Annotated in this window: 17 protein-coding genes; 12 read left to right on the plus strand and 5 right to left on the minus strand. The window is 73.3% G+C overall.

Features of this window, described 5'->3' with window-relative positions; genetic code table 11:
• From RYN42_RS15655 to RYN42_RS15690, 8 genes are all read left to right on the plus strand, one after another.
• Window positions 1-1,025: thiamine pyrophosphate-dependent enzyme (locus RYN42_RS15655; RefSeq protein WP_315097684.1), on the plus strand; the 1,025-nt coding region annotated here is incomplete at its 5' end.
• Between the two features lie 40 nt (window positions 1,026-1,065).
• Window positions 1,066-2,514, plus strand: a complete 1,449-nt coding sequence (locus RYN42_RS15660) for a fumarylacetoacetate hydrolase family protein (protein ID WP_315097686.1) — start codon at window positions 1,066-1,068, stop codon at window positions 2,512-2,514.
• Window positions 2,496-3,194: a GntR family transcriptional regulator gene (locus tag RYN42_RS15665; protein WP_315097688.1), complete on the plus strand. Its 699-nt coding sequence runs from the start codon at window positions 2,496-2,498 to the stop codon at window positions 3,192-3,194. The genes RYN42_RS15660 and RYN42_RS15665 overlap by 19 nt, the downstream gene beginning before the upstream one ends.
• 12 nt (window positions 3,195-3,206) lie before the next feature.
• Window positions 3,207-4,691: an aldehyde dehydrogenase gene (locus RYN42_RS15670; protein WP_315097689.1), complete on the plus strand. Its 1,485-nt coding sequence runs from the start codon at window positions 3,207-3,209 to the stop codon at window positions 4,689-4,691.
• A gap of 16 nt (window positions 4,692-4,707) precedes the next feature.
• Window positions 4,708-5,856 carry a 3,4-dihydroxyphenylacetate 2,3-dioxygenase gene (gene hpaD / locus RYN42_RS15675; protein WP_399552508.1) on the plus strand — a complete coding sequence of 383 codons (1,149 nt, stop codon included), beginning with the start codon at window positions 4,708-4,710 and terminating at the stop codon, window positions 5,854-5,856.
• Complete coding sequence (locus RYN42_RS15680; protein ID WP_315097692.1) at window positions 5,853-6,647, plus strand: fumarylacetoacetate hydrolase family protein; 795 nt, start codon at window positions 5,853-5,855, stop codon at window positions 6,645-6,647. Before hpaD ends, RYN42_RS15680 begins: the two co-directional genes overlap by 4 nt.
• The gene (locus tag RYN42_RS15685) at window positions 6,632-7,438 is read left to right on the plus strand and encodes an aldolase/citrate lyase family protein (protein WP_315097694.1); all 807 of its coding nucleotides are present in this window, start codon (window positions 6,632-6,634) and stop codon (window positions 7,436-7,438) included. The genes RYN42_RS15680 and RYN42_RS15685 overlap by 16 nt, the downstream gene beginning before the upstream one ends.
• A gap of 9 nt (window positions 7,439-7,447) precedes the next feature.
• Window positions 7,448-7,891, plus strand: a complete 444-nt coding sequence (locus RYN42_RS15690; protein ID WP_315097696.1) for a hypothetical protein — start codon at window positions 7,448-7,450, stop codon at window positions 7,889-7,891.
• 36 nt (window positions 7,892-7,927) lie between these two features.
• On the opposite strand, the gene RYN42_RS15695 is transcribed toward RYN42_RS15690, so the two are convergent.
• Together RYN42_RS15695 and RYN42_RS15700 are read right to left on the minus strand one after the other, a co-directional pair.
• Window positions 7,928-8,713 carry a zinc permease gene (locus RYN42_RS15695; RefSeq protein WP_315097698.1) on the minus strand — a complete coding sequence of 262 codons (786 nt, stop codon included), beginning with the start codon at window positions 8,711-8,713 and terminating at the stop codon, window positions 7,928-7,930.
• A 54-nt stretch (window positions 8,714-8,767) separates the two neighbouring features.
• Window positions 8,768-9,940: an AI-2E family transporter gene (locus RYN42_RS15700; protein WP_399552507.1), complete on the minus strand. Its 1,173-nt coding sequence runs from the start codon at window positions 9,938-9,940 to the stop codon at window positions 8,768-8,770.
• A 180-nt stretch (window positions 9,941-10,120) separates the two neighbouring features.
• On the opposite strand from RYN42_RS15700, the gene RYN42_RS15705 reads away from it, so the two are divergent.
• From RYN42_RS15705 to RYN42_RS15715, 3 genes are read left to right on the plus strand one after another with little or no spacing between them, the layout of a single operon-like run.
• Window positions 10,121-10,651 carry an allene oxide cyclase barrel-like domain-containing protein gene (locus RYN42_RS15705; protein WP_315097701.1) on the plus strand — a complete coding sequence of 177 codons (531 nt, stop codon included), beginning with the start codon at window positions 10,121-10,123 and terminating at the stop codon, window positions 10,649-10,651.
• A gap of 45 nt (window positions 10,652-10,696) precedes the next feature.
• On the plus strand, window positions 10,697-11,086 hold the full coding sequence (locus RYN42_RS15710; RefSeq protein WP_315097703.1) for a metalloregulator ArsR/SmtB family transcription factor: 390 nt from the start codon (window positions 10,697-10,699) through the stop codon (window positions 11,084-11,086).
• Window positions 11,087-11,145: 59 nt separating this feature from the next.
• The gene (locus tag RYN42_RS15715; protein WP_315097705.1) at window positions 11,146-12,756 is read left to right on the plus strand and encodes a SulP family inorganic anion transporter; all 1,611 of its coding nucleotides are present in this window, start codon (window positions 11,146-11,148) and stop codon (window positions 12,754-12,756) included.
• Between the two features lie 24 nt (window positions 12,757-12,780).
• Here RYN42_RS15715 and RYN42_RS15720 read toward each other — a convergent pair whose 3' ends face one another.
• The 3 genes from RYN42_RS15720 to RYN42_RS15730 form a co-directional block, all read right to left on the minus strand.
• Window positions 12,781-12,927 (minus strand): hypothetical protein, encoded by a 147-nt coding sequence (locus tag RYN42_RS15720; protein WP_315097707.1) that lies wholly within the window; start codon window positions 12,925-12,927, stop codon window positions 12,781-12,783.
• A 90-nt stretch (window positions 12,928-13,017) separates the two neighbouring features.
• Window positions 13,018-13,716 carry a GAF and ANTAR domain-containing protein gene (locus RYN42_RS15725; RefSeq protein ID WP_315097709.1) on the minus strand — a complete coding sequence of 233 codons (699 nt, stop codon included), beginning with the start codon at window positions 13,714-13,716 and terminating at the stop codon, window positions 13,018-13,020.
• A complete protein-coding gene (locus tag RYN42_RS15730; RefSeq protein WP_315097711.1) occupies window positions 13,713-14,456 on the minus strand; it encodes a GAF and ANTAR domain-containing protein in 744 nt (247 codons plus the stop codon). Before RYN42_RS15730 ends, RYN42_RS15725 begins: the two co-directional genes overlap by 4 nt.
• A gap of 235 nt (window positions 14,457-14,691) precedes the next feature.
• Here RYN42_RS15730 and RYN42_RS15735 point away from each other — a divergent pair, with 235 nt between their 5' ends.
• Entirely contained in the window at window positions 14,692-15,633 is a 942-nt protein-coding gene (locus RYN42_RS15735; protein WP_315097713.1) for an ANTAR domain-containing protein, read from the plus strand.
• Window positions 15,634-15,645 lie beyond the last annotated feature (12 nt).

The following is a 15,645-nucleotide window of genomic DNA, read 5'->3' on the forward strand; positions in this document are numbered from 1 at the left end:
GCGCCTGGGTGGCCGGCGCCGGCGAGGCGCTCGGCGCGATCGCCGACGCCACCGGTGCGCTGACGACGACGACGGCGCTCGGCCGCGGGGTGTTCCCCCGGCCCGAGTTCGACCTCGGCGTCGCCGGCGGGTTCGGCGCCACGGAGGCGATGGAGCTCGTCCGGCAGGCCGACGTCGCGGTCGTCGTGGGCGCCTCCCTCAACCAGTTCACGATGCGGTTCGGTGACCTCTTCGCTCCCGGCTGCCGCGTGTTCCAGGTCGACGTCGCGCCGGCGGCGACCCACCCGCACGTCGGCGGCTACGTCCGGGGGGACGCCGCGGTCGTCGCTCGGGCGATCCTCAAGGAGCTCGACGGGGGCGCGCCCAGCGGCTGGCGGGAGTCGGTGGACCTCGCGGCCGCACGACGCCAGGAGCCCGGTGACGGGACCGCGGCGGACGGGCGCCTCGACCCGCGCTCGGCCGCGGCCCGCCTGGCCGAGCTGCTGCCCGAGGACCGCGTGGTCGTCTCGGACGGCGGGCACTTCCTCGGCTGGTCGAACATGTACTGGCCGGTGGCCGCGCCGGACCGGATGGTGATGGTGGGCACCGCCTTCCAAGCGATCGGGCTCGGGTTCCCCAGCGTGGTCGGTGCGGCGCTGGCCCGGCCGGAGGCGACGGTGGTCCTGACCACCGGCGACGGCGGCGGGCTCATGGCCCTGTCGGACCTCGAGTCGGCGGTGCGGGTCGCGGGCGGCCGCGGGATCGCGGTCGTCTGGAACGACGGTGCGTACAGCGCCGAGATGCACCTGTACGGACGCAAGGGCCTGGACCGGGAGCCGATGCTCATCCCGGACGTGGACTTCGCCGGTGTCGCCACAGCGCTCGGGGCCCAGGGCGTCTCCGTCCGGACCGTGGAGGACCTCGACGTGCTGGCCACGTGGCGTGCCAGCCCGATGACGGAGCGCCCGTTCCTGCTGCTCGACCTGCGCGTCTCCGGCACCGTGGTCGCACCGTTCTGGGAGGAGATCTCCCGCGCGAGCGGCTGACCGTCGCACTGGCTCTTCCACCACACGGGCGAGGAAGCTCATGACTCAGGACAGCACGGACGAACGGTTCTCCGGCCTGCCCGCACGGCCCGGGAAGATCGTCGCGGTCCACCTCAGCTACGCGTCGCGCGCCGACCAGCGCGGCCGCCGACCGGTGCACCCCTCGTACTTCCTCAAGCCCTCCAGCTCCGTGGCGGCGTCCGGCGGCACCGTCGAGCGTCCGCTCGGCACCGAGCTGCTCGCGTTCGAGGGCGAGATCGCGCTCGTCATCGGCAGCACCGCGAGGCGCGTCCCCCTGGACCGGGCCTGGGAGCACGTCGCCTGGGTCACGGCCGCGAACGACCTCGGGCTGTACGACCTGCGCGCCAACGACAAGGGGTCCAACGTCCGGTCCAAGGGCGGCGACGGGTTCACCCCGGTCGGCCCGGACCTCCTCGACGCCCGAGCGGTCGATCCACGTGCGCTCCGGCTGCGCACCTGGGTCAACGGTGAGCTCCGCCAGGACGACACGACCGCGGGGCTCCTCTTCCCGCTCCCCCAGGTGGTGGCCGACCTCTCGCAGCACCTCACGCTCGAGCCCGGTGACGTCATCCTCACCGGGACGCCCGCCGGCTCCTCCGTCGTCGGCCCCGGAGACGTGGTCGAGGTCGAGGTCGACGTGCCCGGAGGGCCCACCTCCGGACGGCTCGTGACGACCGTCATCGAGGGACCACACGCGTTCGACGCCGCGCTGGGGTCGCTCCCCGCGGTCGACGACCGGCAGCGTGCGGAGGCCTGGGGCCGGGAGCCGTTCCGCCTGACCGCCGAGCTGCGCGAGAAGCTCGGCCGGACCCCCGTCGCCGCACTGAGCGCGCAGCTGCGCAAGCGCGGGCTCGACCAGGTGACCATCGACGGCGTCCACCCGATGCACCCCGACGGCACCCTCGTCGGCACCGCGCGAACCCTGCGGCTCGTGCCGGCTCGCGAGGACCTGTTCGCCCGCCACGGCGGCGGCCACAACGCCCAGAAGCGCGCGTTCGACACGGTCGGCGAGGGCGAGGTCCTGGTCATCGAGGCGCGCGGCGAGGCCGGGTCCGGCACGTTCGGCGACATCCTCGCGCTGCGCGCCCACGTCCGCGGCGCAGCCGGCATCGTCACCGACGGCGGCGTCCGCGACCACGCCGCGGTCGCCGCGGTCGGTATCCCCGTCTACTCCGCCGGTGCCCACCCCGCCGTCCTGGGTCGCCGGCACGTGCCGTGGGACGTCGACGTCGCGGTTGCCTGCGGGGGGACGACCGTCGAACCCGGCGACGTCCTGGTCGGCGACGGCGACGGCGTCGTGGTCATCCCGCCCGCCCTCGTCGAGGAGGTCGTCGACGCCGCCCTCGCCCAGGAGGAGGAGGACGGCTGGATCGCCCAGCAGGTGGCCGCGGGGCACCCGGTCGACGGGCTCTTCCCGATGGACCCGGCCTGGAGAGCGAGGTTCGACGCATGGCGCGCGAGCAGGTGAGCCCGCCGCGGAGCAAGTCGCGGAGCAAGTCGCAGCACGCGTACCACTGGCTCAAGGAGCGGATCGCCGGCGAGGAGCTCACCCCGGGGTACCGGCTCGTCCTCGCGTCGATCGCGCACGAGCTCGGCATGAGCGTCGTGCCGGTGCGGGAGGCGATCCGCCAGCTCGAGGCGGAGGGCCTCGTGACGTTCGAGCGGAACGTCGGGGCGCGCGTGTCGATGATCGACGACACCCAGTACCGGCACAGCATGGAGACGCTCGCGCTGCTCGAGGGGGCGGCGACGGCACTCGCGGCACGGCACCTCACCACCGACGACCTCCGGCGGGCGCGCGACCTCAACCGCCGGTTGGTCGAGTCGCTCGACGACTTCGACCCGAGGCTCTTCACGTCCGTCAACCACGCGTTCCACCTGGTGCTCTTCGCCCCCTGCCCGAACGCGCGGCTGCTCGCGCTCGTCGAGGCCGAGTGGGTCCGGCTGGGACACCTGCGCGACTCCACGTTCAGCTTCGTGCCCGGACGCGCGCAGGAGTCGGTGCGTGAGCACGAGGTCCTGCTCGACCTCGTCGGGGCCGGTGCCCCCCTGGCCGACATCGAGCGGGCCGCCCGTGCGCACCGCTCGGCCACGCTCGCCGCCTTCCTCAGCCACGAGCACCCCGACGGCGTCACCACCGCACCCTGAGAGGCAACGCCCATGCCCGCCGACCTTCCCGACCGCCTCCAGCACTACATCGGCGGCGAGCACGTCGACTCCGCGGACAGCTCGACCTTCGCGGTCCTCGACCCGGTCTCGAACGAGACGTACCTGCACGCCGCCGCCGGCAAGAAGGCCGACGTCGACCGGGCCGTCGCCGCCGCGCGGCACGCGTTCGAGGAGGGCCCGTGGCCGCACCTGCTGCCGCGCGAGCGGTCGCGGGTCCTGCACCGGGTGGCGGACATCGTCGAGTCGCGCGATGCCCGGCTCGCCGAGCTCGAGAGCTTCGACTCCGGCCTGCCGATCACCCAGGCCCTCGGCCAGGCGCGCCGGGCGGCGGAGAACTTCCGCTTCTTCGCGGACCTGGTGGTCGCCCAGGCCGACGACGCCTACAAGGTCCCGGGGCGCCAGCTCAACTACGTCAACCGCAAGCCGATCGGCGTCGCGGGGCTGATCACGCCGTGGAACACCCCGTTCATGCTCGAGTCCTGGAAGCTCGGACCGGCGCTGGCCACCGGCAACACCGTGGTGCTCAAGCCGGCGGAGTTCACGCCCCTGTCGGCCTCCCTCTGGGCCGGCATCTTCGAGGAGGCCGGCGTCCCCACGGGCGTGTTCAACCTCGTGCACGGGCTCGGCGAGGAGGCGGGCGACGCGCTCGTCAGGCACCCGGACGTGCCCCTGATCTCGTTCACCGGCGAGAGCCGGACCGGGCAGCTCATCTTCGCCAACGCGGCGCCGCACCTGAAGGGCCTCTCGATGGAGCTCGGGGGGAAGTCCCCCGCGGTCGTGTTCGCCGACGCCGACCTCGGGGCGGCGATCGACGCGACGATCTTCGGGGTGTTCTCGCTCAACGGCGAACGGTGCACCGCAGGCAGCCGGATCCTGGTCCAGCGCGAGATCTACGACGAGTTCGTCGACCGCTACGCCGCCCAGGCGTCGCGGGTCGTCGTCGGCCCCCCGCACGAGGCCGCCACCGAGGTCGGCGCTCTGGTGCACCCGGAGCACTACGAGAAGGTCATGGGCTACATCGAGATCGGCCGTACGGAAGGTCGCCTCGTCGCCGGCGGCGGGCGGCCCGACGGCTTCCCGACCGGCAACTACGTCGCGCCCACGGTGTTCGCCGACGTCCCGCCCGACGCCCGGATCTTCCAGGAGGAGATCTTCGGCCCGGTCGTCGCCATCACGCCGTTCGACACCGACGAGGAGGCTCTCGCGCTGGCCAACGGCGTCCAGTACGGCCTCGCCGCGTACGTGTGGACCAACGACCTGCGGCGGGCGCACACGTTCGCCCAGGCGCTCGACGTGGGCATGGTCTGGCTCAACAGCAACAACGTCCGTGACCTGCGCACCCCGTTCGGAGGCGTCAAGGCCTCGGGCCTCGGCCACGAGGGCGGGTACCGGTCGATCGACTTCTACACGCACCAGCAGGCCGTGCACGTCACGCTCGGCGAGGCGCACCATCCGACCTTCGGCAAAGGACACTGACGTGACCGCGACGCCCCTGACCCCTGGCGGACCCGAGCCCGTGGTGACGCCCGAGGACCCCGTGCGGGCGGCCGACCCGATCCCGACACCGTCCTCGCCCCCGCCGGACATCCTGCGTGCAGCGTCCATGGAGCTCGTGGTCACCGACCTCGCCGCGTCGCGGCACTTCTACGTCGACGTCCTCGGTCTCGTCGTCACCGAGGAGGACCGCGAGACCGTCTCCCTGCGCACCTACGAGGAGTTCATCCACCACAACCTCGTCCTGCGACAGGGCCCGGTGGCCGCGGCCGCGGCCCTCTCGTACCGCGTCCGCTCCCCCGGTGACCTGGACCGGGCGGTCGCGTTCTACCGCGAGCTCGGATGCCGGGTCGAGCGGCGCAGGGAGGGCTTCGCCACTGGCTTCGGGGACACCGTCCGCGTGCAGGACCCCCTCGGGTTCCCCTACGAGTTCTTCCACGACGTCGAGCACGTCGAGCGGCTCGCGTGGCGCTACGACCTGTACACGCCGGGCACCCTGGTGCGCCTCGACCACTTCAACCAGGTCACCCCCGACGTGCCGCGCGCCGTGCAGCACCTGGAGGACCTCGGCTTCCGGGTGACCGAGGACATCCAGGACGAGGCGGGGACCACCTACGCGGCGTGGCTGCGCCGCAAGCCGACCGTGCACGACACCGCGATGACGGGCGGGAACGGCCCCCGCATGCACCACGTCGCGTTCGCCACCCACGAGAAGCACAACATCCTGGCGATCTGCGACAAGCTCGGCGCGCTGCGGATGTCCGACCGGATCGAGCGCGGACCCGGCCGGCACGGCGTGTCCAACGCGTTCTACCTGTACCTGCGCGACCCGGACGGGCACCGCGTGGAGATCTACACGCAGGACTACTACACCGGCGATCCCGACAACCCCGTGGTGACCTGGGACGTGCACGACAACCAGCGCCGCGACTGGTGGGGCAACCCCGTCGTGCCGTCCTGGTACACCGAGGCGTCCCTGGTGCTGGACTTGGACGGCAACCCGCAGCCGGTCCTCGCCCGCACGGACACCAGCGAGATGGCCGTGACGATCGGGGCCGACGGGTTCTCCTACACGCGCAAGGGCGACGAGCCCGACGAGCTGCCGAGCTGGAAGCAGGGCGAGTACAAGCTGGGGCACCAGCTGTGAGCGACGGGCTGCCCGCCGAGACCCTGACGGCGATCGCCGACGAGCTCGCCGCGGCGGAGCGCGACCGGAGCACGGTGCCGCTGCTCACCGCGCGCCACCCCGGCATGACCGTCGAGGACGCGTACGCGGTGCAGCGCGAGTGGCGCCGACGGGCGGTGGCGGCCGGTCGTCGACCCGTCGGCCGCAAGATCGGCCTGACGTCGAAGGTGATGCAGGCGGCTACGGGCATCGACGAGCCCGACTACGGGGCCATCTTCGCGGACATGGTCTACGAGAGCGGCGCGGTGATCGAGCACGGCCGGTTCTCCAACGTGCGCATCGAGGTCGAGCTCGCGTTCCGGCTCTCCGCGCCGGTCGCCGGCCCGGACGCGACCGTCGACGACGTCCTGGGCGCCACCGAGCACGTGGTGCCCGCGCTGGAGGTCCTCTCGTCCCGCATCGAGCTCGCCGGCCGCACGATCGTCGACACGATCAGCGACAACGCGGCGATGGGGGCGATGGTGGTCGGGGGCACGAGCGTCCGGCCCGGCGACGTGGACCTGCGCTGGGTCCCGGCCGTGCTCGCCCGGAACGGGACGATCGAGGAGTCCGGCGTCAGCGGTGCCGTGCTCGGCCACCCCGCGCTGGGCGTCGCCTGGCTGGCGAACAAGCTGGCCCAGCACGGCGACCGCCTCGAGGCCGGCGAGCTGGTGCTCGCCGGCTCCTTCACGCGCCCGACCTGGGTCCGCCCGGGTGACACCGTGCTGGCCGACTACCGCGACCTGGGGACGATCACATGCCGCTTCGTCTGAACCCGACGTTCCGTGACGCCCTCGCCGCAGCAGACCGGCCGCTCGTCGGCATGTGGGTCTGCACGGGCAGCCCGCTCGTCGCGGAGATCTGCGCGGGCTCCGGGCTCGACTGGCTCCTCGTCGACATGGAGCACTCGCCCAACGGGCTGGAGTCGGTGCTCGCTCAGCTCCAGGCCGTCGCGCCCTACCCGGTGACGCCCGTGGTCCGCGTGCCGGTCGGAGACGTCGTCATGATCAAGCAGGTGCTCGACCTGGGAGCGCAGGACCTCCTGGTGCCGATGGTCTCGTCCGCCGAGGCGGCGCGGGCCGCCGTCGAGGCCGTCCGCTACCCCCCACGCGGGCGTCGGGGCGTCGGCTCGGCGCTGTCCCGGTCCGCGCGGTGGAACCGGGTCGAGGGGTACCTCGAGCGCGCGGACGAGCACGTGTCGCTGTTCGTCCAGGTGGAGACTGTCGAGGCGGTGGCCGCCGCCGGGGAGATCGCGTCGGTCGACGGTGTCGACGGGGTGTTCGTCGGCCCCTCCGACCTCGCCGCGTCGATGGGGCTGCTCGGGCAGCAGACGCATCCCGACGTCGTCGCCGCCGTGCACCGGACGATCGACGCCGTGCGTGCGGCAGGAAAGCCGGTCGGCGTCAACGCGTTCGACCCCGCCCTGGCGCGCGCGTACGTCGAGGCCGGCGCCTCGTTCGTCCTCGTCGGTGCCGACGTGACGCTCCTCGCGCAGGGATCCGAGGGACTGGCCCGGCTGCTCGCACCGTCGGCGGATGGGGTGATCGCTCCGCCGGGCACGTAGCCTCCGGGCATGAGGACCCTTGACGAGGTCGGCGAGCGCGACGCCTGGCGATGCTGGCTGTGCGACGAGCCGGTCGACCCCGACGCGTCGGTCAACTCCGACCGCGGCCCGAGCATCGACGGCGGCGCGACGCCGAAGGGCAAGAAGGCCGCACCCGGCTCCGAGCGGCTCGCCCACCGGGCCTGCAACACCCGCAAGGGCGCGGTCAAGCCCGTCGTCGCCTGGTCGTCGGCCCTGTTCGTCGTCGAGCCGGCACCGATCGTGCCGACCGTCGAACGGCTGACCCGCAAGGGTGGGCGGGAGGTCGTGGGTCGGTGCCCCACCCGGGCCGACGGCGAGGAGGCGGCCGTGTGGCTGGTGGACCGGCTGTCGCGGTTCGCGCCGGACCTCCGGGTCTCCGCGACGGTCGAACCGGGCGGCGGGCAGTTCCTCCTGGTGCTGCGCGCCGGCTGACCCTGCCCGACGCACCGAGGCTCGCGCCGGCGCCGGTCAGGCCAGGGACAGCACGAACGACAGCAGGAACCCCGCCGCCGTGCTCAGTGCGACCGCGGGTCCGCCGTGCTCGTACGCCTCGGGCATGAGGGTGTCCGCCAGGGAGGCGAGCACGGCTCCCGCCGCGAAGGCGAGGGGGAGCGAGATCGTCTCCCCCGACGTGCTCGCCAGCGGACCCGCGCCCACCACCACCGCGGCGGTGAGCAGCACCGCGCAGATGCTCCACGTCCCCAGGACAAAACCGAGCGACCTGCCCTGCGCGCGCATCGACGCGCTGCCGACCAGCGACTCCGGGAAGTTCGAGACGAAGATGGCGGCCAGCAGGGCCAGCCCACCGGTGCCCTCGGTCAGCGAGATCCCCAGCGCCAGGTTCTCGGGAACCCCGTCGAGGGTGACGGCCGCCAGCAGTGCGAGGCCCGCCGCCCCGCGCGTCGACGCCGACGTGGGCGGCTTGTCGATCGCGGCGGAGTCCACGTCGAGCTTCTCGCTGCCCTCGTCCTCGGGCCCGGTGCTGCTGCCTGCGCGGGCGGCCGCGTCGAGCCGGGCACTGAGCACCGTGAACACCACGGCACCCGCCGCGAGCCCCGCCACCGCACGCCAGATGCCGCCCCGCTCGTAGGACTCCTCGAACAGCTCGAACGCCAGCGCGGTGATGAGCGCGCCGGCGGCGAACGCCAGCATGGCCGCCAGCACCCGTTTGGGCAGCTCCAGCCACGCGCCGAGCAGCGCACCCAGCACGAGGGCGCTGGACGCGATCGCCCCGAACACGACGGCGTCGGCCATGTCCCCACTGAACCGGGTCCCTGGTGCACGCGCACCCGGAACCAGGACCCGCCGCTACGCCGGGACGGCCTCCGACCGCTTCTTGCGGGCGAACCGCGCAGGCAGGTCCGGGCCGTCCCACACCTGGACCGCCCGCCAGATCGACGCCGCGATCGGGACGGCCAGCACGGCCCCGGTCAGACCGGCGAGCACGGTCCCCGCGGTGAGCGCGAAGAGGATCACCAGCGGGTGGAGGCGCAGCGTCCGCCCCATGACGACGGGCTGCAGGAGATCGCCCTCCAGCTGGTTCACCACGACGACGATCGCCACGACGACCAGCGCCTCGACCGGCCCGACCGCGACGAGAGCGACCAGGGCGGCGAGGATGCCGGCGAGCGTCGCGCCGACGAGGGGGATGAACGCCAGCAGGAACACGAGCACGGACAGCGGGATCACGAGGGGCACCCCGACGACGGCCAGCCCGATGCCGATGGCGACCGCGTCGACCGCCGCCACGATCGCCGTGCCGCGCACGTACCCGCCCAGCGTGCGCACGGTCGAGTCACCGATCCGCCTGCCGCGCTCGTACCGATGCCCCTCGAACGGGCGCAGGAGGAACTCCCACAGGTGCGGGCCGTCCTTCAGGAAGAAGAACAGCACCACGACCATGATGAAGAACCCGGCGACGAAGTCGACCGTCTGCGACACGCCGGCGATGGCCCCCGAGCCCACCGCGTCGGACTGGACCAGCCCGGTGACCGACTCGCGCACCGACTGGATCTGCTCCTCGGTGATCTCGAACGGCAGGTCCTGGACGTAGGCCTGCAGCTCGTCGAGGCCTTCCAGGGCCTGGTCGCGCAGCTCGTCCCACTGGTTCACGACGGCGTTGACGACCAGCCAGAGGATTCCCGACAGCAGAGCGACGAGTGTGACCAGCGCGATCCAGGTCGCCGCCAGCGACGGCAGACCGCGGCGACGCAGCGCCGAGACCAACGGCGAGATGGCCGCCGCGAGCACCAGGGCAAGGAGCACGGGGATGACCACCAGCGTGAGCTGCGTGATGACCAGCACCACGACCGCGACGACCGCCAGCACTGCGAGGATCTGCACCGATCGAGCCCCCGCGCGTCCCAAGCCATCGGACCACAGGGCCGACGCGCCACGGGCAGGCGGCGACGCCGACGAGGGCGGCGGTGCGACGGCACGAGGACCGATGTCTCGCGGCGATCGTCGTGCGAACAGTCCCATCGACCCTCCCAGAGCACCGTGCTGCAGCTGCCGAAGCCCCCGACGCTACGGCGAGCGGACTCACTCCGCGCGAGCACACGGCTGGCGAGCGCTCGTCGGCCGCGCCTTGACGGCCCCGCGAAGGGCGCGGACCGTCGGACGTGACCGCATCCGCGGCCTCGCCACGAGTCAGGAGTCGTCATGCGCAAGGCACTCGTCGCCGCCGTCGTCGCCGTCCTCGGGATCGTCACCCTCTCTGCCGCCTCCCCTGCGACGGATCCGGTCGAGAAGTCGCACCCCCGGGCGCGCGTCCTGGCGTTCGACGTGCAGTTCACCGGGTTCTTCCTCCTCGACTTCAGCGCCGACGGGGTGCGCGAGGTCACCTCGATCACGGACCCGCAGCTGTCACCGAGCCGGGGGGACCAGATCGTCTTCGAGGACGTCCTCCTGCGCGACGGCGTGCAGGTGGGCGCCGGTGGCGGAGCGTGCACGGTCACGGCGGTCGTGCCGGCCGACCCGCCGATCGCGCTCAGCTGCCAGGTGTCCTACCAGCTGGCCGACGGGCAGGTCGTCGCCCAGGGCCGGGCGTCGAACGCGCCGGTGAAGACCCTCGCGGTCGTCGGCGGCACCGGCAGGTACGTGGGGGCGAGCGGTGAGCTGGTGCTCACCGAGCTGGGCAACGCCGAGAACACCGGGACGCTCCGCATCACGCTCGAACGACTGCCGCGGTGAAGAACGGCTTGAGGACTTGCTAAACTCCTCAATCGAGGAGGTCCCGTGCCCACCACCGCGTCGACCGCGCCGCTGTACGCCATCAAGGCGGACCTGTTCCGCTCGCTCGCCCACCCCACCCGGATCCAGGTGCTGGAGACGCTCAGCGCCGACGCGGACCACGCGGCCTCGGTGACCAGGCTGCTGGCCGCCACCGGCGCCGAGGCGTCGGCGCTGTCCCAGCACCTGGCCGTCCTGAAGCGCGCGGGTGTCGTGACGTCCGAGCGCACCGGCAACGCCGTCGTCTACCGCCTCAGCCGGCCGCTGGTCGCCGAGCTGCTCGTGGTGGCCCGCGCCTTCCTGCGGGAGACGCTCCGCGCGTCCGGCGCGCAGCTCGCGGCCGCCGACGAGCTGCCGGCGCTGTCCGAGGTCCGCCCGGGTGGTGACGGGTCCTGAGCTGGTCACCACGGGGGCTGCTGCCCTCGAGAGCCGATGTCGACCTGCGCCCGCGCACGGTGCGAGCCGACCTCGTTGCCGGCGTCACCGTGGGCATCGTCGCGCTGCCGCTGGCGCTCGCGTTCGGTGTCAGTGCCGGCGTCGGCCCTGCGCCGGGGCTGATCACGGCGGTCGTCGCGGGCATCGTCGCGGCGGTCTTCGGTGGGTCGCGCGTCCAGGTGTCCGGGCCGACCGGGGCGATGGCGGTCGTGCTGGCCCCGATCGTCGCGGTGCACGGTCCGGGCGCGGTCCCGCTGGTGGCGATCCTGGCCGGCGCGCTGGTGCTGCTGGCCGGCGCCGCCCGCCTGGGACGTGTGGTGACGTTCATCCCGTGGCCGGTGGTCGAGGGATTCACCCTGGGCATCGCGACGATCATCTTCCTGCAGCAGGTACCCGCGGCCGTCGGGGTGCATGCCCCGATCGGGGGCAACCCGCTCGTGGTCGCGTTCCACTCGGTCACCCATGCGGGTCCGACCGTCGGGTGGGCGCTCGGGACGGTCGCGGTCGTCGCCGTCGTCATGCTCGGGCTCCCCAAGGTCATGCCCGCGCTGCCCGCGTCGCTCGTGGCGGTCGTCCTGGTCACCACGGTGGCCCAGCTCGCGCACGCACCGCTGGCGCGGATCGGCACACTGCCGGACTCGCTCCCCCTGCCGGCGCTCCCCCACGTCGACCTGGGCCTCCTCCGAGCGCTCGTCGGCCCCGCCGTCGCCGTGGCGGCGCTCGCCGCGATCGAGTCGCTGCTCTCCGCCCGCGTCGCCGCGGCGATGCCGGGAGCGTCCGGCACGGACGACGACGCCCGCCGGTACGACCCCGACCGTGAGCTCGTCGGCCAGGGCCTCGCCTCGATCGCGTCCGGCGCGTTCGGCGGCATGCCCGCCACCGGCGCGATCGCGCGTACCGCGGTGAACGTCCGCGCGGGAGCCCGGACGCGGCTGTCCGCCGTCACCCACTCCGTCGTGATCCTGGCCGTCATCTACCTGGCCACCGGAGCGGTCTCGGCGATCCCGCTGGCCGCGCTGGCCGGCGTCCTCATGGTGACGGCGACGCGGATGGTGTCGGTCGCGGCCGTCCGGGCCGTCCTGAGCTCCACCCGGGCGGACGCCCTGGTGCTCGTGGTCACCGCGGTCATCACCATCGCCGTCGACCTCATCGAGGCGGTGCAGATCGGCCTGCTGGTCGCGGCGTTCTTCGCGCTGCGCTCGGTCTCCCGGGCGACGTCCGTCCACCGGGAGCCGCTGCCCGGTCCCGCGCACCCCGGCGACGAGCGCATCGCCCTCTACCGGCTGGACGGCGCGATGTTCTTCGGGGCGGCCGACCGCATCGGCGCGCAGATCCGGACCAGCACGGACGCGCTCGTCGTGGTCCTGCGCCTCTCGCAGCTCCGGCTGGTCGACGCCACCGGCGCGCACGCGCTGGCCGAGCTCGTGGCCGACCTGGAGCTCGCGGGCGTCACCGTCCTGGTCAAGGGCGTGCAGCCGCAGCACCTGCAGCTGCTGACCCGCGTCGGGGTGCTCGACGAGCTGCGGCACGAGAACCACCTGTTCGAGGACCTCGAGCCCGCGCTGGCCCACGCCCGGTCGCACGTCGCCCGCAGCACTGCTGCGCAGGTCCCAGCGGTACCCGGCTACTAGCCCGGTCTCGCCCGGACCAGGCGCTCAGCCCCGGAACATCGGCCCGTGGGCGTCGGGGTCCCCCGGTTCGTCGAGCGCCGAGGGAGAGTCCTCCGGCTTGTCGTCGGGAAGCCCGTCGAGGGAGTCGGGAAGGTCCGGCACCTCGTCCTGGTCGGCTGTCCTGTCGCTCATCGTCAGCACCTCCACTCCGGTCCCGCTGCCTGGCGGCGTCAATCCCATGGTCGGGCTGCTGCTGCGGGAGTGCACGCCGAGGCTGACCCTCTACCTCCGCTGCGCCGCGTGGAGCACCTCGCGGGCCGTCTGGGTCAGGTGCGAGCCGTTCGCGGCCGCGCGCTTCAGCAGCTCGTCGTAGGCCGCCGGCATGTCGAGGGACAGCTGGTAGGCGAGAACCCCCTTGGCCTGCTCGATGACCACGCGCCCCTCGAGCGCCTCCGCGACCCGGCGTCCGAGACCCTCGTCGTCCAGGCCGAGCGGCTGCACGATCGCGAGCGTCGCGAAGTCGGCGAAGCTCTGGGCCAGCACCAGCGACTGCCCTGTGAGGTCCACGTCGGTGGCGGAGAAGATGTTCAGCCCGCCGATGACGTGCTGGCGCCAGTGCATCGGGAAGGCGTGCACGGAGCGGAAGCCCGAGGCGACGATCTTGCGCCCCACCCCTCCCCAGCGCGCCTCGATGTCCTCGGCTCCGACGGCGTGCACGGGCCGACCCGTCCGGGCCGCGTCCACGCACGGTCCGGCGGCAGCCTGCGCTTGGTAGAGCTCGATCTCCGCCGTCCGGTGGGACGTGGCGCTGAGCAGCTCGAAGTCGCCGCTGCCGGTGCGCACCAGCAGGGCTGCGGCATCGGCGGGCAGGAGCTCGGCACAGTCCTGCACCAACCGGGCCAGGAGTCCCGTGATCTCGTGCTCTCCCACCAGCGCGCTGGCGACGTCCGCGAGCGCCTGGGCCGACGTCCGAGCAGTCATTGGTCACCGTTCCTCGAGCTGTCGTCGGACGCCTCGCGACGCGAGACGCCCTGGTCGGTCCCTGTGAAGCTGAGCCGCCGCTCGACCACCTGGGTCGCGATCTGGTCCAGCGTCGCCGAGTCGGCGAAGGCGTGGGCGCGCAGGATGGCGAGCGCGTCCTCCGGGGACACCGCGAGCTGCGCGACGATCATCCCGGTCGCCTGGTGCACGCGGGCACGGTCCGACCAGGCGGCGAAGGCGAGGACGCCGTTCGAGTCGTGGTCGTCGAGGAGCGCGGCCCCGACCGCGTCCGCCAGGAACTGGGCGTCGTCGAGGCTCTCGTCCAGCTCTCCCTCGGCGCGGTAGAGCGTCACCACCCCGATCGTCACGCCCCCGGGATGCATGGGGATCGCCCAGACGGTCAGCGGCCCGGCGATGCGCCCCGCCAGCTCGGTGAACATCGGGAACGGGCCCCCCTGGTCGCCGTCGACGTGCGTCACCACCGCGTGGCCGGCCCGGAAGGCGTCCTGGCCGGGACCTTCCCCCAGGACGTCCTGGAGGTCCTCGATGCGCGCCGAGGTCCCGTTGGAGGTGCTCACCGTGAGCCGCTCGGGCTTGGTGGACGACAGGGTGATGGCGCCACCGTCCGCGCCGAGGATCTCCACGCACGCCCTGCACAGCCGGGCGGCGAACGGCTGGTCCGGGGAGCTGGACGCCAACGAGGTGGCAAGCCGGCCGAGGACGGCGCTCTTGCTGCTCACGGTCCCCACCCTCCCCGGCGACCCGTCATGGCGCCTCGTCCCATTGTCCACCCGAACGCGCCCGACAGCGGTTCACCGACGCAACCGGCGCGTGCTGACAGACGAGCGGCTGCCGATCGGCTTGATCGGATCTACCCTGCTGACGAGGAACCGAAAGGTGGCAGGGCGACCTCTCCGGGTTCAGGAGGGAGCTGTCGGCGGGGATCGGACGCCACCCTGGCGGTGGGAGGTCACGATGACCGCGTCCACGACCCGCGCGGGTCGTTTCCAGTTCACGTCGACCACCGAGCGGTGGTGGTGGTCCGACGAGATGTTCCGCATCCACGGCATGGAGCCCGCCGAGGTGGTGCCGACGACGGAGCTCTTCCTGTCGCACGTCCACCCCGAGGAGCGGACGCGCGTGGCGGAGGCCCTGGCGGTGAGCGCGGACCCCGAGGCCCGCACCTGTGAGTACCGGCTGGTCGACCTCGCCGGGACCGAGCACCACGTCACCCTCGTGGTCGCGCACCAGGCCCCGGACGGCGCCGTCGGGACGTCGTCGGGCTTCGTGGTCGACGCCACCCGGCAGCGCGATCTGCTTGTCGCGGAGCAGGTGAACGAGCAGCTCACCGCCGCGCTGGAGTCGCACGCGGCGATCGACCAGGCCAAGGGCGTGCTCATGCTCACCTACGGCGTCGACAGCGAGACGGCCTTCGCCATGCTGCGGACCAGCTCGCAGCAGCACAACGTGCGGCTGCGCACGTTGGCGGCCCGCGTCGTGCACGCGGTGGACGGGGGGCTCGACCCCCGGGCGCGGGACGCGGTCGACCGGGCGGTGTCAGCGGTCCTGTCCGATGCCGCCCCGCCCCACGGGGCCGGCGGCCCCACGCCCCTCGAGCTGCGCCTGGAGACGCGCGAGGACGTCCCCGTGCTGCGCGTCTGCGGCGGTGTGGACCTGTCGAACCGGGGGGAGCTCGCCGCGGCCGTCGCCGTGCTCGTGCACCGCGGCCGTGGCAGTGGTCGCGTGGTCGTCGACCTCGTCGGCGTGCGCCGCGTCTCGCCGGCAGCCGCGGACGTCCTGACGAGCGCGATCCGCCGGGCGGCGGACCAGGGCATCTTCATGACCATCGTCGGGGGGCAGCCGGGCGGTCCGCGCCGCTCCCCCGCAGCCCACGGGCGCGTGGCCGCCCGCCGCTGACCGGTTCAGCCG

Origin of the sequence: uncultured Cellulomonas sp. (genome assembly GCF_963527515.1) — a bacterium.
Classification (GTDB): Bacteria; Actinomycetota; Actinomycetes; order Actinomycetales; family Cellulomonadaceae; genus Cellulomonas.